Below are 17,593 nucleotides of genomic sequence, written 5' to 3'. Positions count from 1 at the left end.
TCACCATCTCATTTCTGCTTGATTAACTTTTCGCCCCAGACGACGTCGAAGTTTTAACATTCATAGCCGAACCACTCAAAGCCCCTTTAAAATAATTAAAAAAGGCAGAGCTTTGATCGAGCACAAATAAATCTTGTTTATCATTGAAACTATTTTCATAAGCTTTCAGGCTACGGTAAAAACCAAAGAAATCTTTATTTTTATTAAAGGATTCAGAATAAACAGCTGCAGCTTCTGCTTGGCCACGGGCGCGCAACATTTGTCCTTCACTTTGTGCTTTAGCTAAAATAATAGTGACTTGTGCATCAGCAGCCGCTTTAATCGCTTCTGCTGCAGCATTACCATCGGCTCGATGACGATTAGCAATTTTCTGCATATCAGCCCGCATCCGTTGGTAAATCGCATTGCTCGTATTTTCTGGTAACTCGATTCCTTTAATGCGCACATCCACCACGTCAATACCCAATCCCGCAGCCCGTTTTTCCGCCTTGGGACGCAAGGATTCCATCACATCATCTCGTCCGCCCGAAACCATTTCAGAGATGGTGCGCTTACCAAATTCAGCCCGTAAAGAGGTGTTTAATTGCTGTTCGAGCAATGTTTCCGCTTTAAGCTCATTTCCCCCTGTGGCTTTGTAATAACGTGCTAAATTTTCAATGCGCCATTTCACATAGTAATCCACGATGACATCTTTTTTCTCTTTGGTCACGATACGAGAAGATTTAATATCCATCGTCAGAATGCGGGTATCAAAAACACGAACATTTTCGATAAAAGGGGTTTTGATGTGTAACCCCGGCCCCAATATTAAAGGATTACCGTCCTTATCATTTACCAAACGACCTAAACGCAGCAAGATACCGTGCTGCCCTTGAGTGATAGTAAATACACTGGCTAAAACTACCATGAGAATGATAAATACCAGGATCCCTAAAATTGTTTTTGTCGCCTTCATGTACTAATTTCCCCCTGGGCCACTGCTATAGGTTCGTCGAGCAATATCCCGACTACTCACTGCCAAACTCTCGCTTTCAGAATTTTCGATAGGCTTAGGACTAGCTGTTGCTGTCCCCGCCAAAGCTGCTTTAGGTAATAAATGATCAGTATTTGCCAGCTTATCCAGTGGTAAGTACAAAAGATTATTAGCTTTATTGTCAACAATGACTTTAGACGTCTTACTTAAGACCTGTTGCATCATCTCTAAATACATCCGTTGCGAGGTGACAGCGGGAGATTGCACATATTGTGGCAATAAGGCTAAGAATTCCGCGACCTCCCCTTTGGCGCGAAGTACCACTTGTTGAGCAAAAGCCTGCGCCTCTTCGATAATTCGTTTTGCATTTCCTTCTGCGATAGGAACCACGCGCGCCTGGTAGGCAAACGCTTGTTCCTTAAATCGCTTTTCATCCTCTTGAGCCTTAATTGCATCATCAAAAGCATCTTGAACATTTTCTGGTGCACGAGCCGGCTGAGGTGACACGTTGACGATGATAATTCCGGTTTTATAGGTCTCAAGAATTCGGGTTAGTGAATCTTGAACATTGGAACCCCATGCTTCACGCCCTTCAGTAATGATCTGATCAAGTGTGGTCGTCCCCACCACTTGGCGTAAAGCACTTGAAGTGGCTTGTTGCAAACTTTCTTGAGGGTCAGCCACATTAAATAAATAAGCTTGCAAATCACCAATGCGATATTGTACCGCTAAAGAGACTGAAACAAGATTCTCATCCTTGGTTAACATTTGCGCTGAATAAGAGTAATCAGAAACGCGTTCTACATTCTGAACAATTTTTGAGGAGATAATTCGCGGAATCCAATGAGGTCCCGGTCCAACTGTACCTACATATTTACCAAAACGCAGGATTGCAGCTTGTTCCCCTTCATCAACAATAAAGATTCCAGACAAAGCCCATAAAATAAAAATAATTAGCGCAGCCATAACCGCCAATAAGCCGGTGCTTTTATTCCTTGGAGGAGTTTCATCCGATTGGTCTGAACCACCAAAAAAAGTTTTCTTAAGTTTTTCCTGAAACCGTTTTAACGCTTCATCTAAATCAGGTGGCTGATTTTTTCCACTCCATGGATCTTTGCCTTTATCTGGCTCATTCCAACCCATTTATCTCTCCCGCCTTAAACACCGAAAACTAGAATTCTAGGGGGTATGCTTGGTTTAAGCAAGTCAATGTCAATTACTGTATGCCGAATAAATCTCATAAATTCATGCCGGTAAGTAAATTCTCATGCACTGAAGGGCCTTTTTTATCCATCCCATTAATTATCGTTCGTGTTGTTGTGGTAGCGTTTACCGTTTTATCTGAATACTCACGGACTTCTTCAATATCGGTGCATTCCCCTAAAGTTAATTTTCGGTACATGGTACTCCAAGGTGCTTTAGAATATCTGCAGGTCAGATAATAACGCCAAACAAATTCAGAAAATTTTCGTTCTTCCTGTGTAAAGACAGGACGCTCTTCAGCTAAGCGGATTTCCGCAGGTTTTTCGCTGGTTGCACAAGAGCTCTTGTGAGTCTGGTTTGTTCGGTTCGTTTTAATTGAATCAAGCGGGGTAAACTCTGATGTGCTCAGAGGATCTATTGCATCAGGCCCTCCGTACACTAACTTTTCAATACGAAACGCCTCATCACAAGGGAAACCCAATAGGTGCCATATCCACTGCAGGCAAGAATAACGCCAGATGGTATGAAGCCAGGTATTCGCGTAAATGATGTCATGTAATGGATTATTTTTATTATGACAAGCCCTGACAAACTTAGCTATCGAATGTCCTGTCTGATTCTTGTATCTTTCTACTTCATCAATCAAAGCAAAGCGATGCTTTATCAATAGGTTCCTGAACCGCTCTTCGCGTGGCACTTTAGCCCCATGACAAAGCAGCATGGCTATTCCATATAATGCTTCTTCAGGATTTTTTTTCTCTTCCAAGCGTTTACAAAGTAAATCAATGGGTCTGTCCGATTGATTGTTCGTTGCTTCTAAATTCAAACAATTCTTACTCATAGTAGCGGTAAGCAAAACCTCTAATGACTTAATTTTCCCTAATCGAGCTGCTAACAAGAGCGGAGTTTCGTCAAATGCACCGCAAGGGCTATCGATGATGGCACCCTTTTCCAGTAAGTAGTAAATTGCCTGCGGAAAATCATTGATCGCTGCTTGATGCAATGGCTGAATTTCTGCAGTTTGTCCTCCCATAGGAATACGATTTGGTTTATTTATATCAATTCGGAAATTGTTTCTAAGGAGGACACTCAAAATCTTAGGGTCCCCGGTATCAATCGCTCGAGATAGCAGTGTGCGGCCTTCAATATCCGTGCCATCAAAATCAATGCATTGGACAGGTAAACTCTCCGCTTCCACGTGTTCACTGTCTGGCCTTAAAAAAAGTGAAAATAATTCCAGCTTCTTAAGACGCAATAATAAATGAATGGAACAATCCGAGTTAAAGTCGGCTCCCTTATTCAGAAGCATCTCGATATGCTTTCGCATTTTAGGTTTGCCAAACCCGGTCTGATGCTTATAAATAAGATAATTTAAAACAGTAATCTGCTTATTTTTTTTGAAAGAGAATCGACGTCTTAAGAAATGCTCATCTGCTGACATTTCCTCGGAAATAAAAGAATTAAATCCTTCCAGTCCAGCAGTTATAGCTTCTTCGAGTTCTGAGAATGATCGCATCGCTTGGATTCCTCTAATTTACAGTAGGGGCAATTCGAGTGAACCCCCTGCAAGATAGTAATTGATTCTGCAGATTCATTCACTTTTTAATGTAGATTAAATCCCATACCCCATGGCCTAATCGCTGCCCTCGCTGTTCAAATTTAGTTAATGGTCGAGTAATAGGTCGTGGTGAAAAATCACCATCCGTTTGTTGATTGATTAGCCGCTGTTGCTGAGATAAAACCAGCTTCATGTGCTCAGCATAATCTTGCCAATCGGTAGCACAATGAATAAAACCACCCATTTCAAGCCGCCGCACCAGTAACTCAACAAATTCGGCTTGGATCAACCGCCGTTTATGATGCCGTTTCTTAGGCCAAGGATCAGGAAAAAAAATTTGAACGCCAGCCAACGACTCATCGGGTACATGATGCTTTAATACTTCCACGGCATCTTTAGAGACCACTCGCACATTCGTTATCGCCTGCTCATATAGATCAGCGACCAAACTACCAATGCCTGCTTTATGAACCTCGATTCCGATGAAATTGCATTCGGGTTGCTGCTGTGCCATTGCTACTAAAGAAGCCCCCATACCAAAACCCACCTCCACAATAGTCTTAGCTTTTCTACCAAAAATCGATTGGAGGTCCCAGAAACCCTGTTCTACGGATAGCTCGTACGTGGGTAACAAGTGCTCCAAGGCAAGCTGCTGTCGATGACTCACCCGCCCACCTCGTAGCACATAACTTTTAATTGTTCGTTGCATGCATCAGCTCTTTGTTTTATTTGGGCAGATTATACTCATTTATAGTTATTTTGCGATCATTAAAATGCTATTTGTCGAAAATATATCCAATCGATATCGTATTCCTCTTACTTTCCCTATTTCTTTTCCACTTTCATGTATTTTTAAAAATGAGAGAAAATCTTGCATAATTCGACGTTTTTTGCTATAAAACCGCTCTTGTATTTTACACCCGGCTGATTTGTCTGGCTTGTGTTGGAAATTTTCGCATAACACAAGACGCGATGTCCCGATTTATACAAAGCTGACTTAAATCTACGAATACTTTGGAGTAACAACATGTCAAGAGTATGTCAGGTTACTGGCAAGCGACCAACTACAGGCAATAATGTTTCGCACGCCAATAACAAAACAAAACGCCGCTTTCTGCCCAATATCAAACAGCACCGCTTTTGGGTTGAAGAAGAAAAACGATTTGTATGTCTAAAAGTAAGCACTAAAGGCATGCGTATTATTGATAAATTAGGAATTAAAGCCGTTCTCGACATGCTCCGAGCTAAAGGCGAAAAGGTTTAATTCAAGGGGAAAATTATGGCAGGTGTTACTATTAAAGTTAAAATGGAATCAACCGCGGATACTGGTTATTTCTATACCACAACTAAAAATCCTCGGAATAATCCTGAAAAATTAGAGTTAAAGAAATACGATCCTATCGCTCGTAAACACGTTATATTTAAAGAGAAGAAAATTAAATAGCTCTGAAAATTAAGCAATACAATGCAGGTTGGGCCTTGGCCCAACAGAAGTTAGTGTTTTAAGCAGAGTCCAATGTTGGGCCAAAGGCCAAGGCCCAACCTAGGTATGAAGAGCGAAATGGCTCTGCAAACGTCCAAATTTTTTTCACATCTATCGGTTGGTGCACTTAGAAGCCAACATTACTCCATTCTGTTTGCAAATTGCTTTAAATTCCTACTGGATAATCGCCTCGGATCGGTTAAACTTAAGAAAAGCGAGGAAAAACAATAAAGAGGATTTGCATGAAACCGTCGTTGCAATTGAGCATTAGTCAACAACTAACTCTTACTCCACAATTACAACAAGCTATCCGCCTGCTTCAATTATCCACTATAGACTTGCAACAAGAGATTCAGCAAGTTGTTGAATCCAATCCCATGCTTGAAATAATCCCTAATGAAGAAAAAGAAGAACCCCGCGCGGAAAACAAACAAAATCTTGATGAATTTACTGATTTTCAATGGTCACAGCTTTATAACACAAGTAAAAAAGCAAGTTTTGAAGATATTGATATTAATTATGAGAACTTGTATTCCACAACGACCAATTTACAGGATCATTTGCGCTGGCAACTTGATTTAACGCCAATGAGCGATGTGGATCGGGTTATCGCTACCTCAATCATTGACGCAATTGACGATGACGGCTTTCTTACTTTGTCTTTAGCTGAGCTGCATGCCAGTTTAGACAGTGAAACTCATCCTTTAGATCTAGAGGAAATTGAAGTTGTTCGCCATCGTTTACAACATTTTGATCCTGTTGGCTGTGCTTCGTACAATCTTGCTGAAACTTTATTAATACAGCTAGACCAGTTACCTACTAATGCAGATGTTGATTTAGCCAAACAAATTATTCGTAATGACATTGAATTGCTTGGTCAGCATAATTATCGGCAATTGATGAAAAACCATCAAATCGATGAAGCCCATCTGGATAAAGCCCTGCAAATTATTCAGCGCTTAAATCCAAAACCCGGAAATTTAATTCAGCAAGAAGTCACAGAGTACATTATTCCCGATATTACGGTGAAAAAGATTGATGGTCTCTGGCAAGCCTCTTTGAATCCTAGCACATTGCCTCGTTTGAGCATCAATAATCATTATGCTTCGCTTATTCAACGCGCTGATAATAGTGCAGACAATCAGTTTCTAAAAAATAATTTGCAAGAAGCGCGCTGGTTTTTGAAAAGCATCCAGAGCCGTCAAGAAACCCTCCTCAAGGTTGCTCGATGTATTGTTGAATATCAACAGGATTTTTTGGAGCATGGTGAGGAAGCCATGAAGCCTCTTATTCTAAATGACGTCGCCCAAGCCTTAGATATGCATGAATCCACTATTTCTCGCGTGACGACACAGAAATTTATGCATACCCCTCGCGGCGTCTTTGAGTTAAAATATTTTTTCTCAAGTCACGTAGGGACCATAAGTGGCGGAGAATGTTCATCAACGGCTATTCGGGCTGTCATTAAAAAATTGATTGCAGCAGAAAATCGGAAAAAACCACTGAGCGACAGTAAAATTGCTCAGCTTATTGGTGAGCAAGGTATTCAAGTCGCACGCCGGACCGTTGCCAAATACCGCGAAGCAATGGGCATCGCCCCATCCAATGAACGCAAAACCATTCGTAGTTAGATTTTAATCGAAGGAGAACGTTATGCAGATCCACTTCACTGGCCATAATATCGAAATCACCCCTGCTTTGCGATCTTATGCTGAAGATAAGCTGAATAAATTAGAAAAACACTTTGACAAAATTACTTCTATTCACGTCATTTTCGATGTACAAAAATTGAATCAGATTGTTGAAGCATCCATTAATGTCGCAAGAGGTGAATTGCATGCACGCTCCGAGTCGGAAGATATGTATGCGTCAATTGATGGTTTAATCGACAAATTAGATAGGCAACTTATCAAGCATAAGGAAAAAATTCAAAACCACCGTGAATAAGGAGTTTTATTCACAGTGTTGCCTGAAAGAATGTGACCCGATTGGCGCGCAGCGACAACCGGGTTACGAAGTGATCTTCTAGCCCTTTATCCTTGGTTCACAACCGATTCTTACTTGCCAGCCAGCTGAAGCAGCGTTAAAATAATTCAGTCTTTATTTTGCTCAGAAATTGCTATGCCCCTTCGTCAGCTTATCAATATAAACACTGTTTATATTGATGCCGTATCACAAAGCAAAATGGCCGTATTACTCAAATTGAGCCAGCTGCTATGTCAAAATCATCCTCATCTTAATCCAGAGGAATTATTCGAAGCTTATTGGAAAAGAGAATCTCTGGGAAGCACCGCCATTGGGCAAGGCATTACTATTCCTCATGTACGTACCACGTGCCTTGAGAAACCGATCGCGTGTGTCATTCGATTATTGAATCCCGTTGATTTTGGTGCTGCGGATAAGCAACCCGTTGATTTAGTGATTGGTCTTTTAGTTCCTCAAGATCAAACCGAGCAGCATTTAAAAATACTAGGAGAAATTGTTAAGCAATTCAGCACCCCTTCCTTCCGTGAAGCATGCCGACAAGTGAATAACCAAGAAGAATTTTATCATCTGCTGGTTTCTCAAGAAAAATTAGGCGCACCCGCATAAACATACGACTATCTGCTCTCTATTAATGGAGAATAGCCAATACCGCATAAAAAACAGTATGGACCATTCTTGCTGCTTCTCCTCCACGACATCATGAAACCCCTACTGAAATACATTAGAAGCCTGCGTGAAACGAATTATCTTGCAGAAAACCTAAAAAACATTAAGGATGTAAAATAAATTTAAAAAAACTTTTGTGAGTAGAATTAATAACTTTTAAATAAATCATGACTAATTGTGACGATTTATTACTTTTTCCATTGTATAAAATTACAGCACATGATAGATTGCACACTATGAGAGAAACTAAAATTAAAATCATTAATAAATTAGGATTGCACGCTCGAGCTTCTGCAAAATTCGTTTCGACGACATCACGATTTCAAAGTCATATTGAGGTCAAAAAAGATTCTCAAACTGTGAATGGCAAAAGCATTATGGGGGTAATGATGCTTGCTGCCAATAAAGGTTGTGAATTGACTTTATGCATAGAAGGGCCTGATGAGACTGAAATGGAACAAGCGATTGTGGAATTAGTGAATAATCGCTTTGGCGAACCCGAGTAGTCAACATAAACGAAAACACAACGCGCTTAACCACGTCCTGACCGCGGGATTGTCCGTGGACTTCAAAAAAAGCTTGGCTATCGCGCGTAAAGCGCTATACATCGTGATAGCGCCGATTTCTTATCTAATCAGCGTGCTCCAAATAGCTTTCCTTATTTTACCTTTAAGGTTTTTCCTCTGGATGTTGCTTCCGTTGCTTTCGCATGCGATGCAAACCATATAACGTTTGCAAAGGTCCTGATGAAGCGTAAATTATCGCACCTAAAAATAAAATCAATGACGGATTCACCGCAACGGCTACAAATAAAATAATCATCAGTAAAAGATAGAGAAAAGGTACTTTTCCTTTAAAATCGATTTCTTTAAAACTGTAATACCGAATGTTGCTCACCATCAGCACTGCCGCAATAAAAGTAAGAACGGCTGTCACTATGGAAAAAACAAAATGTTCCAGTTGGTTTTGATAACAAACCCAGGTGAAGGAAGAGACAATGGCAGCGGCAGTTGGGCAAGCAAGCCCTTGAAAGTAGCGTTTATCTGCAGTAGCAAGTTGCGTGTTAAACCGTGCCAATCGCAAGGCCACCGCAGCAGTATACATGAAGGCCACAAGCCAGCCAATTTTACCCAATTTATGTAAATTCCAACTGTAAGTCAGCAGGGCAGGAGCCACACCAAAAGTGACCATATCGGATAGGCTGTCGTATTCGCCGCCAAAAGCAGTTTGCGTGTTAGTTAAACGTGCAATACGCCCATCCAATCCATCCGCAATCATCCCAATAAAAATGGCGATAGCAGCCGTTTCGTATTGTGATTTCAGCGAAGCCACAATTGAATAAAATGCAGCAAATAAACTGGCTGTCGTAAACAGATTCGGTAATAAGTAAATGCCTGAATGGCTCTCTTTATGATTCACAACTAATACCCGATCATCAAAAAATGATACATGCTAACATACTCGTCCAGAGACCTGCTATGTTTCGTTGTCTCAGTATGTGGCTATACAGAAAAAATTCACGTCAATGATTCATTGTTTTCATACAAACACGATTTGTCGCAGGAGAGTTTCTGTTGTTTCTGTAATTGATGCTATAATAGGCATACTGTTTTTAAATTGCATCCATCATGGTCGACTCTAAAGATAAAAAAATTATTATCGAGGGCATCACTCCCCAAGGGAAGCCATTTCGCCCTAGCGACTGGGCTGAACGGATGAGTGGCTCTTTAGCAAGCTTTGAAAATAGACGAATCCATTATTCACCTCTTCTTCAACCAAGCGTTAATACCGAAGGATATAAATGCGTCTTGCTTGACCCCAAATTGAAAGAATCAAGTCCACAAGTTTATAAAGCGATTTTGGATTTTGCAAAAGCAAATAATCTTAAAATTTGTGGTGAAGAAGAATAGCTAAAAATTCGTTGCGATGGTCATTGTGAGCGACTCTAGTCCTCCCATGACCGTATTTAAGAAAGCAGCCGTACTCTGAAAATTCATGGCTAATATTCCTGCAAAAAGAAAAGCTAACCCCTTTGATCCATGCTTTACATTGGGATGACTAGCCCCTACGAGCAAAACACAACCGCGAATAAACCAAATTAATCCAGCAGTTTGAATAATTAAGCCCATGGAACTATAAATGTTATAGGGATTGTAATTCGTGTAGGCAAGAATATTACCCGTGCCAAACGTGGTGTTTGCTAAAGAAGTAACACCTGAGGGCAAAAAAATGAGGATTGCACCTCCGATAATGTATGCAAGAGGTACCATAATTTTTTCTTGTGAGCCTCGACCAGCAGATTGGCCGATTTTTTTAAGTTTTGCCAATGCTACCATAAAACACAAAATACCCATGACATAAGCAAAACCTGAAAGTAGGTGTTGAACGGGGAACAGCGATCGGCTTAAATTGCCGAGCATTTGGACAATATCAATACTATTCATAGTCTAATTATATACTCAATTATCTTTATACTCTTGCAATGCATAATTTTTCCCCTATATTAGTAATCTTTCTTAAATATATTGTAATTTAATTATGCAAGTCAGTACCTTTCCCATCATTTTGGAAGAAGCATTTATGATTTCTTCTTACGTAAAGCACTTTATTTTCAAGGTGCCAGAGTCCCCTCCTTTTACCTATATTCCTGGCCAGTTTATTACCATTCATTTTGAACGTGATGGTAAAATGCTTAAGCGTAGTTACAGCATTGCCAATATACCGACACAAAACGGTCGTATTGAATTTGCAGCAGGCTATGTAAAGGGAGGCCCGGGGACTGAATTATTATTTAATCTAAAATCAGGGGATCAAATCAATATTACCGGCCCGTTTGGCCGTTTGATTCTTAAAGACGAGAGGCCTAAACGCTATATTTTGGTCGCAACCAGCACCGGTGTAACCCCCTATCGTGCCATGATTGAAGAATTAAAACGTCGCCTGCAAACTAACCCTGACTTACGGGTAGTGATACTACAGGGCGTACAAAAACAGAGTGACATTCTTTATGGTGAGGACTTTAAGCGATTTGCAGCCGAGTTTCCACAAGTCAGTTTTCGCGCTCACTTAAGCCGTGCCGATAAGGCATTAGGTGAGTGCGAATACTCAGGATATGTGCAAAGTGCTTTTCCTGACCTCGCTCTTAACCCACAAGAAGACATCGTTTATTTATGCGGAAATCCAGGTATGATTGATGAGGCGTTTAATTATTTAAAAGAGCATGGCTTTGGTATGCAACAAATTATTCGTGAGAAATACATTTCTTCGCCAGCAAAATAGACACGTACAACCGTTATGTAAATCATGAGGAGATTAATACTATGCATTATGATGAATTGTCAGCAACGATGGAGCTCTTGCTGCAAGATGGCAAGGGCATTTTGGCTGCTGATGAAAGCGGGGGCACCATTGGCAAACGATTTGAATCCATTGGTCTAGAAAATAGCGAAGAAAATCGTCGCGATTATCGCATTTTACTGGCTACTACACCCGATTTAGAACAATACATCAATGGCGTCATTTTATTTGAAGAAACGTTTAGCCATAAGGATGAACATGGTACTCCTGTTGCTGATCTTTTTGCCAAAAAAGGTATTGTTCCTGGTATTAAAGTGGATAAAGGTTTAGTTAACTTAGTGAACACCGAAAATGAAAAAGTAACTCAAGGTTTAGATGGGTTAACTGAACGCTTGCAACAGTTTAAAAAATTAGGCGCAAAATTTGCAAAATGGCGAAATGTTTATTCCATTTCAAATTACACACCTAGCTTAACGGCGATTAAAGCAGGCGCTGAAATGCTGGCCCGTTATGCTGCAACTTGTCAGTCAGAAGGCATTGTTCCTATTGTTGAGCCTGAAGTATTAATGGATGGCGATCACTCCATTGAGCATTGCGCTGAAGCAACCGAAATGGTTTTGCACGAACTCTTTCATGCCTTATTTATTCATCAAGTCGAACTCGAACACATGGTTCTAAAGCCCAGCATGATTACTTCTGGTAAAAATGCAACTCCTTTCAGCTCACCAGAAGAAATTGCTGAATACACCATTAGTGTGTTCCGAAACCATGTTCCTGCAGCAGTCCCTACAATCAATTTCCTTTCAGGTGGACAAACTCCAGAACAAGCTACCATCAACTTAAATGCCATTAATAGTTTAGGCTATCAACCATGGAATTTAAGTTTTTCTTATGGACGTGCACTGCAAGAAGATTGTCTAAAAGCTTGGAAAGGTCAAAAGGCTAATATTAAGGCTGCACAAGACGCTTTATTCAAACGAGCCCGCTTAAACAGCATCGCTTGTTTTGGCGAGTATAAGAGCGATATGGAGTAATTGCATACCCTTCATTGTCATTCCGAGCAAAGCGAGAGCCCTCCTGATTTTTGGCAATAGCCTTATTCAAGGAACTCTCTCCACGCTCGGCTCATCGCTCTGGAAACAATTCAAATCGAGCTAGCAAAGGCACATGATCCGACAACATACGCCAAGGTTTTCCCTGTAGACACTGTACATCAACCACCTCCATTCCGCGATAATAGATTCGATCCACACAAAGAGCAGGTTTTATGGCAGGAAAGGAACGAGCATGACGCCCTTTCAACATAAAAAAAGCTTCGTTTATCCCTAATTCATCTGCCAAAAGATCGGATAAATGATGGCGCCAATCATTAAAATCACCAGCCATGAGTAAAGGTTCATGCTCAGGCACAACCGCGGAAATGCGCTGCATTAAGGCTTGACACTGAGAAATTCGCTCTGCTTTAAATAAACCTAAATGAACACAAAGCAAATGCACAGTGATTTGTGGATTCTCCCCTATCTTTATTTGGCCATGCAAGATACTCCGCGAAGCACGATTCATGGAAGACAAATTAATGTTTTCAAATCGATCAAAAACATATTTGCTCAAAATAGCATTGCCATGGTGACCTGATTGATAAATTGCATTTTTTGCATAAAGAAAATGAGGCCAAATTTCTTCCGCAATGTACTCGAATTGAGGAAGATCAGGCCAAGCATTGATTCGCTTTTCCCGGCGTCGGTGCTCGCCTTGCACTTCTTGCAGAAAGACAAAATCAGGATTTAGTGCCGATAAAGCCTCACGCATCTCTGGTAATAAAAAGCGAACCTTACCTAATCCAAATCCTTTATGAATGTTGTAGGTTATTAGAGACAGACTCCTGGATTGCTGCATATTGATAAATAATTAATTGAGTTTCTATTTTTAGCATATCATTTTTTACGCATCCATGTCGTCAAAGAAAATTATTAGACATACTGATTATTTTGTTCGCAAAACCAGAGCAAATGGCTCTCTATCACTGCCGTCTATTGTTGAACTAAGTAATTTCACACGGACTAATGCATGAATAGGTTTCGTTGATGAGGAACAATTTCTTTCCCCCGCCAACCGCTCACAATTGGCGACCTGATGCACTGTATCAATTGGACTATCATCTTTCGCAATAACTTCTTCAGTATCACGGTCAATTATTTCCACAGAAAGATGACTTAGCTTCCACGCAGCGCCATCTGCCGAAAACCCTACGCGACGCTCATGGACCAAAGTGACTTTTTCCCCTACTTGCAAATCAGTTCGATATTCTAGCACTGGTTTTTTTAGCGTTAACTCATCCTCGATGAGATCATTTCTTTGCTCAAAAGCAGCCTGCATATTGATATAACCCCAACCATAAGTCCTATTCCACTCAGAACCCATCACTGAAAAATGCGCTTGTTTCTCATGATCGGATTTCCCGCTATCTGTCCAGGCATCAGCGCTATTGATTAATAACGCTTTGATGGCCATAGGATTTTTAATACCGGCATCTTGAAGCAACAAAGCGGCTCCTCCGACATGCGGCGCAGCAGAACTTGTTCCACCCATTAAACGATGTCCATCGCGGTAATCCATATCCTTGATATAGTTAAAGCGATAGATTTGGACATCGGGAGCGCACGTTCTCGTATCATGACCAGGCGCGGTTAAGTCTGGTTTACGTCTTCCATAGGGGGTGGGCCCTCGGCTGCTTGTGGAGCGAATGATGTGCTGGTTTCGATCAGCAGTCTTCATCGTACTATTGTTTTCGATCACGTTAAGGCTCATATTGGCCACGGTTAGTGCATTATAATTATCGCCAGGCACCGTTAAAGTGGATGCGTAATGAAGATTTTTTGTTGGTTCTATATATCCTCCGTTACCTGCTGATTTCACCCACAGAATTTTTTTCTCATTCACCACATAGTCAATTAACCGGGCAAGTCCGCTCCATTCAGGGCAGCCCTGACAAGATACCCTGCCATTCCCCATACTGTAGTTGATCAATGTGGGTTTAATTTCAGAGCGCTCCAGCATCCAGTCTAAGGTTGACATGGTCATCATAATGCTTTGTGCATCCGAGTTTTCGGGACCAGACAAACCTGTAATAATGGTGGGGAGCTCATAAGCAACCCCTTTGTATTTTTCATTATTACTGCCATAAATACAGGCAATACCTGTTCCGTGAGGTGCTCTTACTCCATTTATAAAATCCTCATAGTGCGAGCCATTCTCTGTGCGCACTATCAATTGCTTGTTGGCTAAATCAGGATGGGTGGGGTCAACGCCGTCATCAATTAATCCGAGCACCCCTTTTTTCCCTGTATATCCATGTGCCCACCAGTTATTTACATCAAGATAGGACGAAGAAGGAGCCAATTTTATTGCTTGAACACTAACGTCCAACTCTTGCGTGCTTGGATTGTTGAACGAAATTTGGGCAACCGCTTTATGGTTAGCAATCCTATTCAAATCGTACAAATTCGCAGGCAACGTCACCGCTACAGCGGGCATGAAACCCAAATCCTGAAAGCTAGTATTAGGAAAATGCCTAATATCCTCTAAAAATTCCTTTTTCTTCTCATTAGAGTACAAAAAAACAAGGACTGATAAAGTAGAAGAGTCAGTCGCACTTTTTAGCTTTCCAGTTCTCAGGTTATTAAGCACATCCTGATCAATATTAGCGCCTGCGAACACAGTGACTGAAAAGCAAAGGAGGAAAATTAAATGTAATTTTTTCATTGCTGTCGTAATAGGAAAAAGATATTTATTCTAACAATTTGCTTTTGTCTCAACAATGCACTACGACAAATGTTGTTAACATAGGTTATTATTAATAAAAATATATTAATAAAAATAATCGTAATGACTCAAGACATGAATGCATCCACTCTCACTATCCCAGGATTTGTTATTGCCTATAAAACCTGGGGAGAACCTTACTTGCCTCCCCTTATTGCGATTCATGGTTGGCTCGATAACGCCAATTCTTTTGAATTGCTAGCCCCTTACTTATCAAAGCAATTCCATGTTATCGCGATTGATCTGCCCGGACATGGACATTCATCTCATCTACCTGAAGGCTGTTATTATCATTTTGTGGATGGTATTTTCTATGTCTTGCAAATTGCCAAAGCGCTTGGTTTTGACCAATATCATCTCTTAGGCCATTCCATGGGTGCTTGTTTAGGAAGTCTTGTTGCTGGTGTTGTCCCTGATCAAATTTTATCTCTGGTTTTAATAGAAGGGCTTGGCCCCTTTTCTGACTTAGAAGAACATTGTTGCGCGCAACTGGCAAAATACGCCAAGCTCGCTTGTGAAGACGCAGCTCACGAAGTAAAAGCTTATCCTTCATTGGAATTGGCAGTCCATGCGCGAGCTAAACACGGGTTTTTAGCTCCCAAATACATCAAAATTATTAGCCAACGTGGACTGCAGAGAAGAAAAGAGACTTTTTACTGGCGACATGACAGGCGTCTGCTGCTTGCGACACCTTTACGGCTGACTGAAAATCAAATTTTGTCGTGTTTAAATAATATTCAAGCAAAAAGTTGTCTCATTTGGGCTAGTCATGGTTTTGAATTCGATAAAGGACAAAGAAGAACGCGTGAGGAAGCAATAAAAAACTTACAAATTCACTACCTTGAAGGTGGACATCATGTTCATATGGAGCACCCAGACACCGTAGCAGAGTGTCTGGGACAATTTTACAAAACCCTTTAACCATTATTTCCAATGACGCAGGAATCAAAATTAACAGCGACAGCTGCCAGAGATTTTTTCACATCATCCACTGAAAAACCGAAATCATGGGTGGCGTTAAGTACACCACAACCTGCTTCATCAAAGGTTGCGGTAGGAGTCCAATAATCCATATTCGCTTTCACCATGACTTCGAAGGCTTTTCGTGGATTCCAGCCTGATAGTGTTGACATCAAGTAAAACAAACGATTGTAGACACCACTGGAATAATGCACATCCAATGCCTCATAATACTGCTCAGCCGAATCGATCGATTGTCCATCTCGGCTGGGCTTATCCATATAGCGCAATGCTTCAATACCACTGCCCTTTTTCATAATTTCGGCACCAATTAACCAAGTGTTTTTGCCAGTGGAATAAAACTCCGCAGCCTGCGCTGCCATGTCTGAGAACGACTCATTGAGACCACCCGAATGCCCCGTGTATTGGAGATTAGAATGTTGCTCAGTAAAACCGTGGCTGATTTCATGAGCACCAATGCCCAAGGATACTAAGGGATACATACTCGTTAAATCACCATCACCAAACGTCATTTGTCTACCATCCCAATACGCATTATCATAACCCTCCCCGTAATGCACGCGCATGACTATCTGCATTGAATTTCCTTTTTTCGATAAAACCTCAATATCGTACCAGTCACGATACATGTGCTTTATGGCATAACCGAAATACAATGCATCATTAGTGGGTGAGAATCCTCCATTTATTTTGTCATAACCATCATTTCGGTAACCGGTCCAAAAAGTAAGTGGATTATTGTCTTGAGAATTTCTGCATCTAAATTTCATCGGAAGATTTAACGAATGATACTTGTGCTCCATATCCACTACTCTCACTGCAGCGTTTTCCATATAGCACGTTTTTAATAGGTTATCGTAAGTCAAATCCAATAGAGGAAACGTTTTCCCAAAAAGATATTGACCCGTTTTACTATTGCCCCCATAACCAGTTCCTTTTACTGCCATACGAGCCGTTTTAATATCATTCCACTGAATGAAAGACTTGTGGGTTTTTGCATCAAGAATCGCTGTGGATCTTTCGGGAATTTGGTGCTCATGACGTATGTACATACTCACACGATAAGCCCAATGCGCTTGGTGTTGGTTATCAATATAGACCATAGGAGTGACCTGCTCTTCACTTACATCCTTGCCTTGATAGTGTGCTTTAAATTGTTGCAGAGCGACGATGGTATTCTTAATAAAATCGGCTGAGGGTTGACCCAATTCATCAGGCAAACCCCGATATAAGACCCCGTTCATCCACACATTATTCTGAGTATTCAGCAAATGCATAGCTGTTGCCTTGCTGTGCATAATGGCATAACCGCCGTACACTTCGAAACCTAAATATTGCTGTTGCATGCGAACATGGGTTACGTGATTTTTGTCCGTGCGTTGCTGGATAAACTGCAAAGTATCTGGAGCTCCTCCAGCGTTTGCAACACCGGGTAGAACCAATTGGAATTGCTGTTGTATCCTCTTAAAAGATGCTTGCTGCAGAGGCATTGGTTCGACGGCTTGTGCTGAAGTGATTGCGGCTAATCCTAAACAAGTTGCTGGAACGGACAAGCGAAAATTTAATTGCATTTTAGACTTTCTCCTTAAAGTAAGCATGAGGCAAACTCGTCCTGGGTCTGTCG

The 17,593-nt window shown here is 41.0% G+C and carries 19 protein-coding genes; 10 read left to right on the top strand and 9 right to left on the bottom strand.

Annotation, left to right across the window (positions count from 1 at the left end; genetic code table 11):
* Nucleotides 1-22: 22 nt before the first annotated feature.
* From hflC to trmB, 4 genes are all read right to left on the bottom strand, one after another.
* On the bottom strand, nucleotides 23-955 hold the full coding sequence (gene hflC, locus B5D33_RS12375; protein WP_058453550.1) for a protease modulator HflC: 933 nt from the start codon (nucleotides 953-955) through the stop codon (nucleotides 23-25).
* Between the two features lie 3 nt (nucleotides 956-958).
* On the bottom strand, nucleotides 959-2,116 hold the full coding sequence (hflK, locus tag B5D33_RS12370) for an FtsH protease activity modulator HflK (RefSeq protein ID WP_058453549.1): 1,158 nt from the start codon (nucleotides 2,114-2,116) through the stop codon (nucleotides 959-961).
* A 94-nt stretch (nucleotides 2,117-2,210) separates the two neighbouring features.
* Complete coding sequence (ankC, locus tag B5D33_RS12365) at nucleotides 2,211-3,692, bottom strand: Dot/Icm T4SS effector AnkC/LegA12 (protein ID WP_058453548.1); 1,482 nt, start codon at nucleotides 3,690-3,692, stop codon at nucleotides 2,211-2,213.
* Nucleotides 3,693-3,771: 79 nt separating this feature from the next.
* A complete protein-coding gene (gene trmB, locus B5D33_RS12360) occupies nucleotides 3,772-4,443 on the bottom strand; it encodes a tRNA (guanosine(46)-N7)-methyltransferase TrmB (protein WP_058453547.1) in 672 nt (223 codons plus the stop codon).
* Nucleotides 4,444-4,761: 318 nt separating this feature from the next.
* On the opposite strand from trmB, the gene rpmB reads away from it, so the two are divergent.
* The 6 genes from rpmB (at nucleotide 4,762) to B5D33_RS12325 (ending at nucleotide 8,375) form a co-directional block, all read left to right on the top strand.
* A complete protein-coding gene (gene rpmB / locus B5D33_RS12355; protein ID WP_058453546.1) occupies nucleotides 4,762-4,998 on the top strand; it encodes a 50S ribosomal protein L28 in 237 nt (78 codons plus the stop codon).
* 15 nt (nucleotides 4,999-5,013) lie between these two features.
* Nucleotides 5,014-5,178, top strand: a complete 165-nt coding sequence (gene rpmG / locus B5D33_RS12350; protein WP_058453545.1) for a 50S ribosomal protein L33 — start codon at nucleotides 5,014-5,016, stop codon at nucleotides 5,176-5,178.
* A 281-nt stretch (nucleotides 5,179-5,459) separates the two neighbouring features.
* Nucleotides 5,460-6,848, top strand: coding sequence for an RNA polymerase factor sigma-54 (locus tag B5D33_RS12340; RefSeq protein ID WP_058453543.1), 1,389 nt, complete (start codon nucleotides 5,460-5,462; stop codon nucleotides 6,846-6,848).
* A 22-nt stretch (nucleotides 6,849-6,870) separates the two neighbouring features.
* Entirely contained in the window at nucleotides 6,871-7,164 is a 294-nt protein-coding gene (gene hpf / locus B5D33_RS12335) for a ribosome hibernation-promoting factor, HPF/YfiA family (protein WP_058453542.1), read from the top strand.
* 174 nt (nucleotides 7,165-7,338) lie between these two features.
* A complete protein-coding gene (locus tag B5D33_RS12330) occupies nucleotides 7,339-7,809 on the top strand; it encodes a PTS sugar transporter subunit IIA (protein ID WP_058453541.1) in 471 nt (156 codons plus the stop codon).
* A 296-nt stretch (nucleotides 7,810-8,105) separates the two neighbouring features.
* A complete protein-coding gene (locus B5D33_RS12325; RefSeq protein ID WP_058453540.1) occupies nucleotides 8,106-8,375 on the top strand; it encodes an HPr family phosphocarrier protein in 270 nt (89 codons plus the stop codon).
* A 163-nt stretch (nucleotides 8,376-8,538) separates the two neighbouring features.
* Here B5D33_RS12325 and pssA read toward each other — a convergent pair whose 3' ends face one another.
* Nucleotides 8,539-9,288: a CDP-diacylglycerol--serine O-phosphatidyltransferase gene (gene pssA / locus B5D33_RS12320; RefSeq protein ID WP_058453539.1), complete on the bottom strand. Its 750-nt coding sequence runs from the start codon at nucleotides 9,286-9,288 to the stop codon at nucleotides 8,539-8,541.
* A gap of 209 nt (nucleotides 9,289-9,497) precedes the next feature.
* Between pssA and B5D33_RS12315 the strand changes: the two genes are divergently transcribed.
* On the top strand, nucleotides 9,498-9,779 hold the full coding sequence (locus B5D33_RS12315) for a DUF3579 domain-containing protein (protein WP_058453538.1): 282 nt from the start codon (nucleotides 9,498-9,500) through the stop codon (nucleotides 9,777-9,779).
* Here the strand turns inward: B5D33_RS12315 and B5D33_RS12310 are convergent, their stop codons facing one another.
* Nucleotides 9,780-10,313 carry a hypothetical protein gene (locus tag B5D33_RS12310; RefSeq protein ID WP_058453537.1) on the bottom strand — a complete coding sequence of 178 codons (534 nt, stop codon included), beginning with the start codon at nucleotides 10,311-10,313 and terminating at the stop codon, nucleotides 9,780-9,782.
* 94 nt (nucleotides 10,314-10,407) lie between these two features.
* Between B5D33_RS12310 and B5D33_RS12305 the strand changes: the two genes are divergently transcribed.
* A complete protein-coding gene (locus B5D33_RS12305) occupies nucleotides 10,408-11,148 on the top strand; it encodes a ferredoxin--NADP reductase (RefSeq protein WP_058453536.1) in 741 nt (246 codons plus the stop codon).
* Nucleotides 11,149-11,189: 41 nt separating this feature from the next.
* Entirely contained in the window at nucleotides 11,190-12,200 is a 1,011-nt protein-coding gene (locus B5D33_RS12300) for a class I fructose-bisphosphate aldolase (protein ID WP_058453535.1), read from the top strand.
* Nucleotides 12,201-12,291: 91 nt separating this feature from the next.
* Here B5D33_RS12300 and B5D33_RS12295 read toward each other — a convergent pair whose 3' ends face one another.
* Both B5D33_RS12295 and B5D33_RS12290 read right to left on the bottom strand, forming a co-directional pair.
* A complete protein-coding gene (locus B5D33_RS12295; RefSeq protein ID WP_058453534.1) occupies nucleotides 12,292-13,062 on the bottom strand; it encodes an endonuclease/exonuclease/phosphatase family protein in 771 nt (256 codons plus the stop codon).
* A gap of 87 nt (nucleotides 13,063-13,149) precedes the next feature.
* Entirely contained in the window at nucleotides 13,150-14,928 is a 1,779-nt protein-coding gene (locus B5D33_RS12290; protein WP_058453533.1) for a S8 family serine peptidase, read from the bottom strand.
* Nucleotides 14,929-15,063: 135 nt separating this feature from the next.
* On the opposite strand from B5D33_RS12290, the gene B5D33_RS12285 reads away from it, so the two are divergent.
* On the top strand, nucleotides 15,064-15,909 hold the full coding sequence (locus B5D33_RS12285) for an alpha/beta fold hydrolase (protein WP_058453532.1): 846 nt from the start codon (nucleotides 15,064-15,066) through the stop codon (nucleotides 15,907-15,909).
* Here the strand turns inward: B5D33_RS12285 and proA are convergent.
* A complete protein-coding gene (gene proA / locus B5D33_RS12280; protein WP_058453531.1) occupies nucleotides 15,906-17,540 on the bottom strand; it encodes a zinc metalloprotease ProA in 1,635 nt (544 codons plus the stop codon). The genes B5D33_RS12285 and proA overlap by 4 nt on opposite strands.
* Nucleotides 17,541-17,593: the final 53 nt, after the last annotated feature.

Source organism: Legionella maceachernii (genome assembly GCF_900167045.1).
In the GTDB taxonomy this organism is placed as follows: Bacteria; Pseudomonadota; Gammaproteobacteria; order Legionellales; family Legionellaceae; genus Tatlockia; species Tatlockia maceachernii.
Note: the sequence above shows the minus strand (reverse complement) of the source record. Positions and strands in the feature narration are given on the sequence as shown.

Excerpts from the sequence above, each read along its gene's own strand:
- hflC (WP_058453550.1), bottom strand. The coding sequence starts at position 955 with ATGAAGGCGACAAAAACAATTTTAGGGATCCTGGTATTTATCATTCTC.
- hflK (WP_058453549.1), bottom strand. The coding sequence starts at position 2,116 with ATGGGTTGGAATGAGCCAGATAAAGGCAAAGATCCATGGAGTGGAAAA.
- ankC (WP_058453548.1), bottom strand. The coding sequence starts at position 3,692 with ATGCGATCATTCTCAGAACTCGAAGAAGCTATAACTGCTGGACTGGAA.
- trmB (WP_058453547.1), bottom strand. The coding sequence starts at position 4,443 with ATGCAACGAACAATTAAAAGTTATGTGCTACGAGGTGGGCGGGTGAGT.
- rpmB (WP_058453546.1), top strand. The coding sequence starts at position 4,762 with ATGTCAAGAGTATGTCAGGTTACTGGCAAGCGACCAACTACAGGCAAT.
- rpmG (WP_058453545.1), top strand. The coding sequence starts at position 5,014 with ATGGCAGGTGTTACTATTAAAGTTAAAATGGAATCAACCGCGGATACT.
- B5D33_RS12340 (WP_058453543.1), top strand. The coding sequence starts at position 5,460 with ATGAAACCGTCGTTGCAATTGAGCATTAGTCAACAACTAACTCTTACT.
- hpf (WP_058453542.1), top strand. The coding sequence starts at position 6,871 with ATGCAGATCCACTTCACTGGCCATAATATCGAAATCACCCCTGCTTTG.
- B5D33_RS12330 (WP_058453541.1), top strand. The coding sequence starts at position 7,339 with ATGCCCCTTCGTCAGCTTATCAATATAAACACTGTTTATATTGATGCC.
- B5D33_RS12325 (WP_058453540.1), top strand. The coding sequence starts at position 8,106 with ATGAGAGAAACTAAAATTAAAATCATTAATAAATTAGGATTGCACGCT.
- B5D33_RS12315 (WP_058453538.1), top strand. The coding sequence starts at position 9,498 with ATGGTCGACTCTAAAGATAAAAAAATTATTATCGAGGGCATCACTCCC.
- B5D33_RS12310 (WP_058453537.1), bottom strand. The coding sequence starts at position 10,313 with ATGAATAGTATTGATATTGTCCAAATGCTCGGCAATTTAAGCCGATCG.
- B5D33_RS12305 (WP_058453536.1), top strand. The coding sequence starts at position 10,408 with ATGCAAGTCAGTACCTTTCCCATCATTTTGGAAGAAGCATTTATGATT.
- B5D33_RS12300 (WP_058453535.1), top strand. The coding sequence starts at position 11,190 with ATGCATTATGATGAATTGTCAGCAACGATGGAGCTCTTGCTGCAAGAT.
- B5D33_RS12295 (WP_058453534.1), bottom strand. The coding sequence starts at position 13,062 with ATGCAGCAATCCAGGAGTCTGTCTCTAATAACCTACAACATTCATAAA.
- B5D33_RS12290 (WP_058453533.1), bottom strand. The coding sequence starts at position 14,928 with ATGAAAAAATTACATTTAATTTTCCTCCTTTGCTTTTCAGTCACTGTG.
- B5D33_RS12285 (WP_058453532.1), top strand. The coding sequence starts at position 15,064 with ATGAATGCATCCACTCTCACTATCCCAGGATTTGTTATTGCCTATAAA.
- proA (WP_058453531.1), bottom strand. The coding sequence starts at position 17,540 with ATGCAATTAAATTTTCGCTTGTCCGTTCCAGCAACTTGTTTAGGATTA.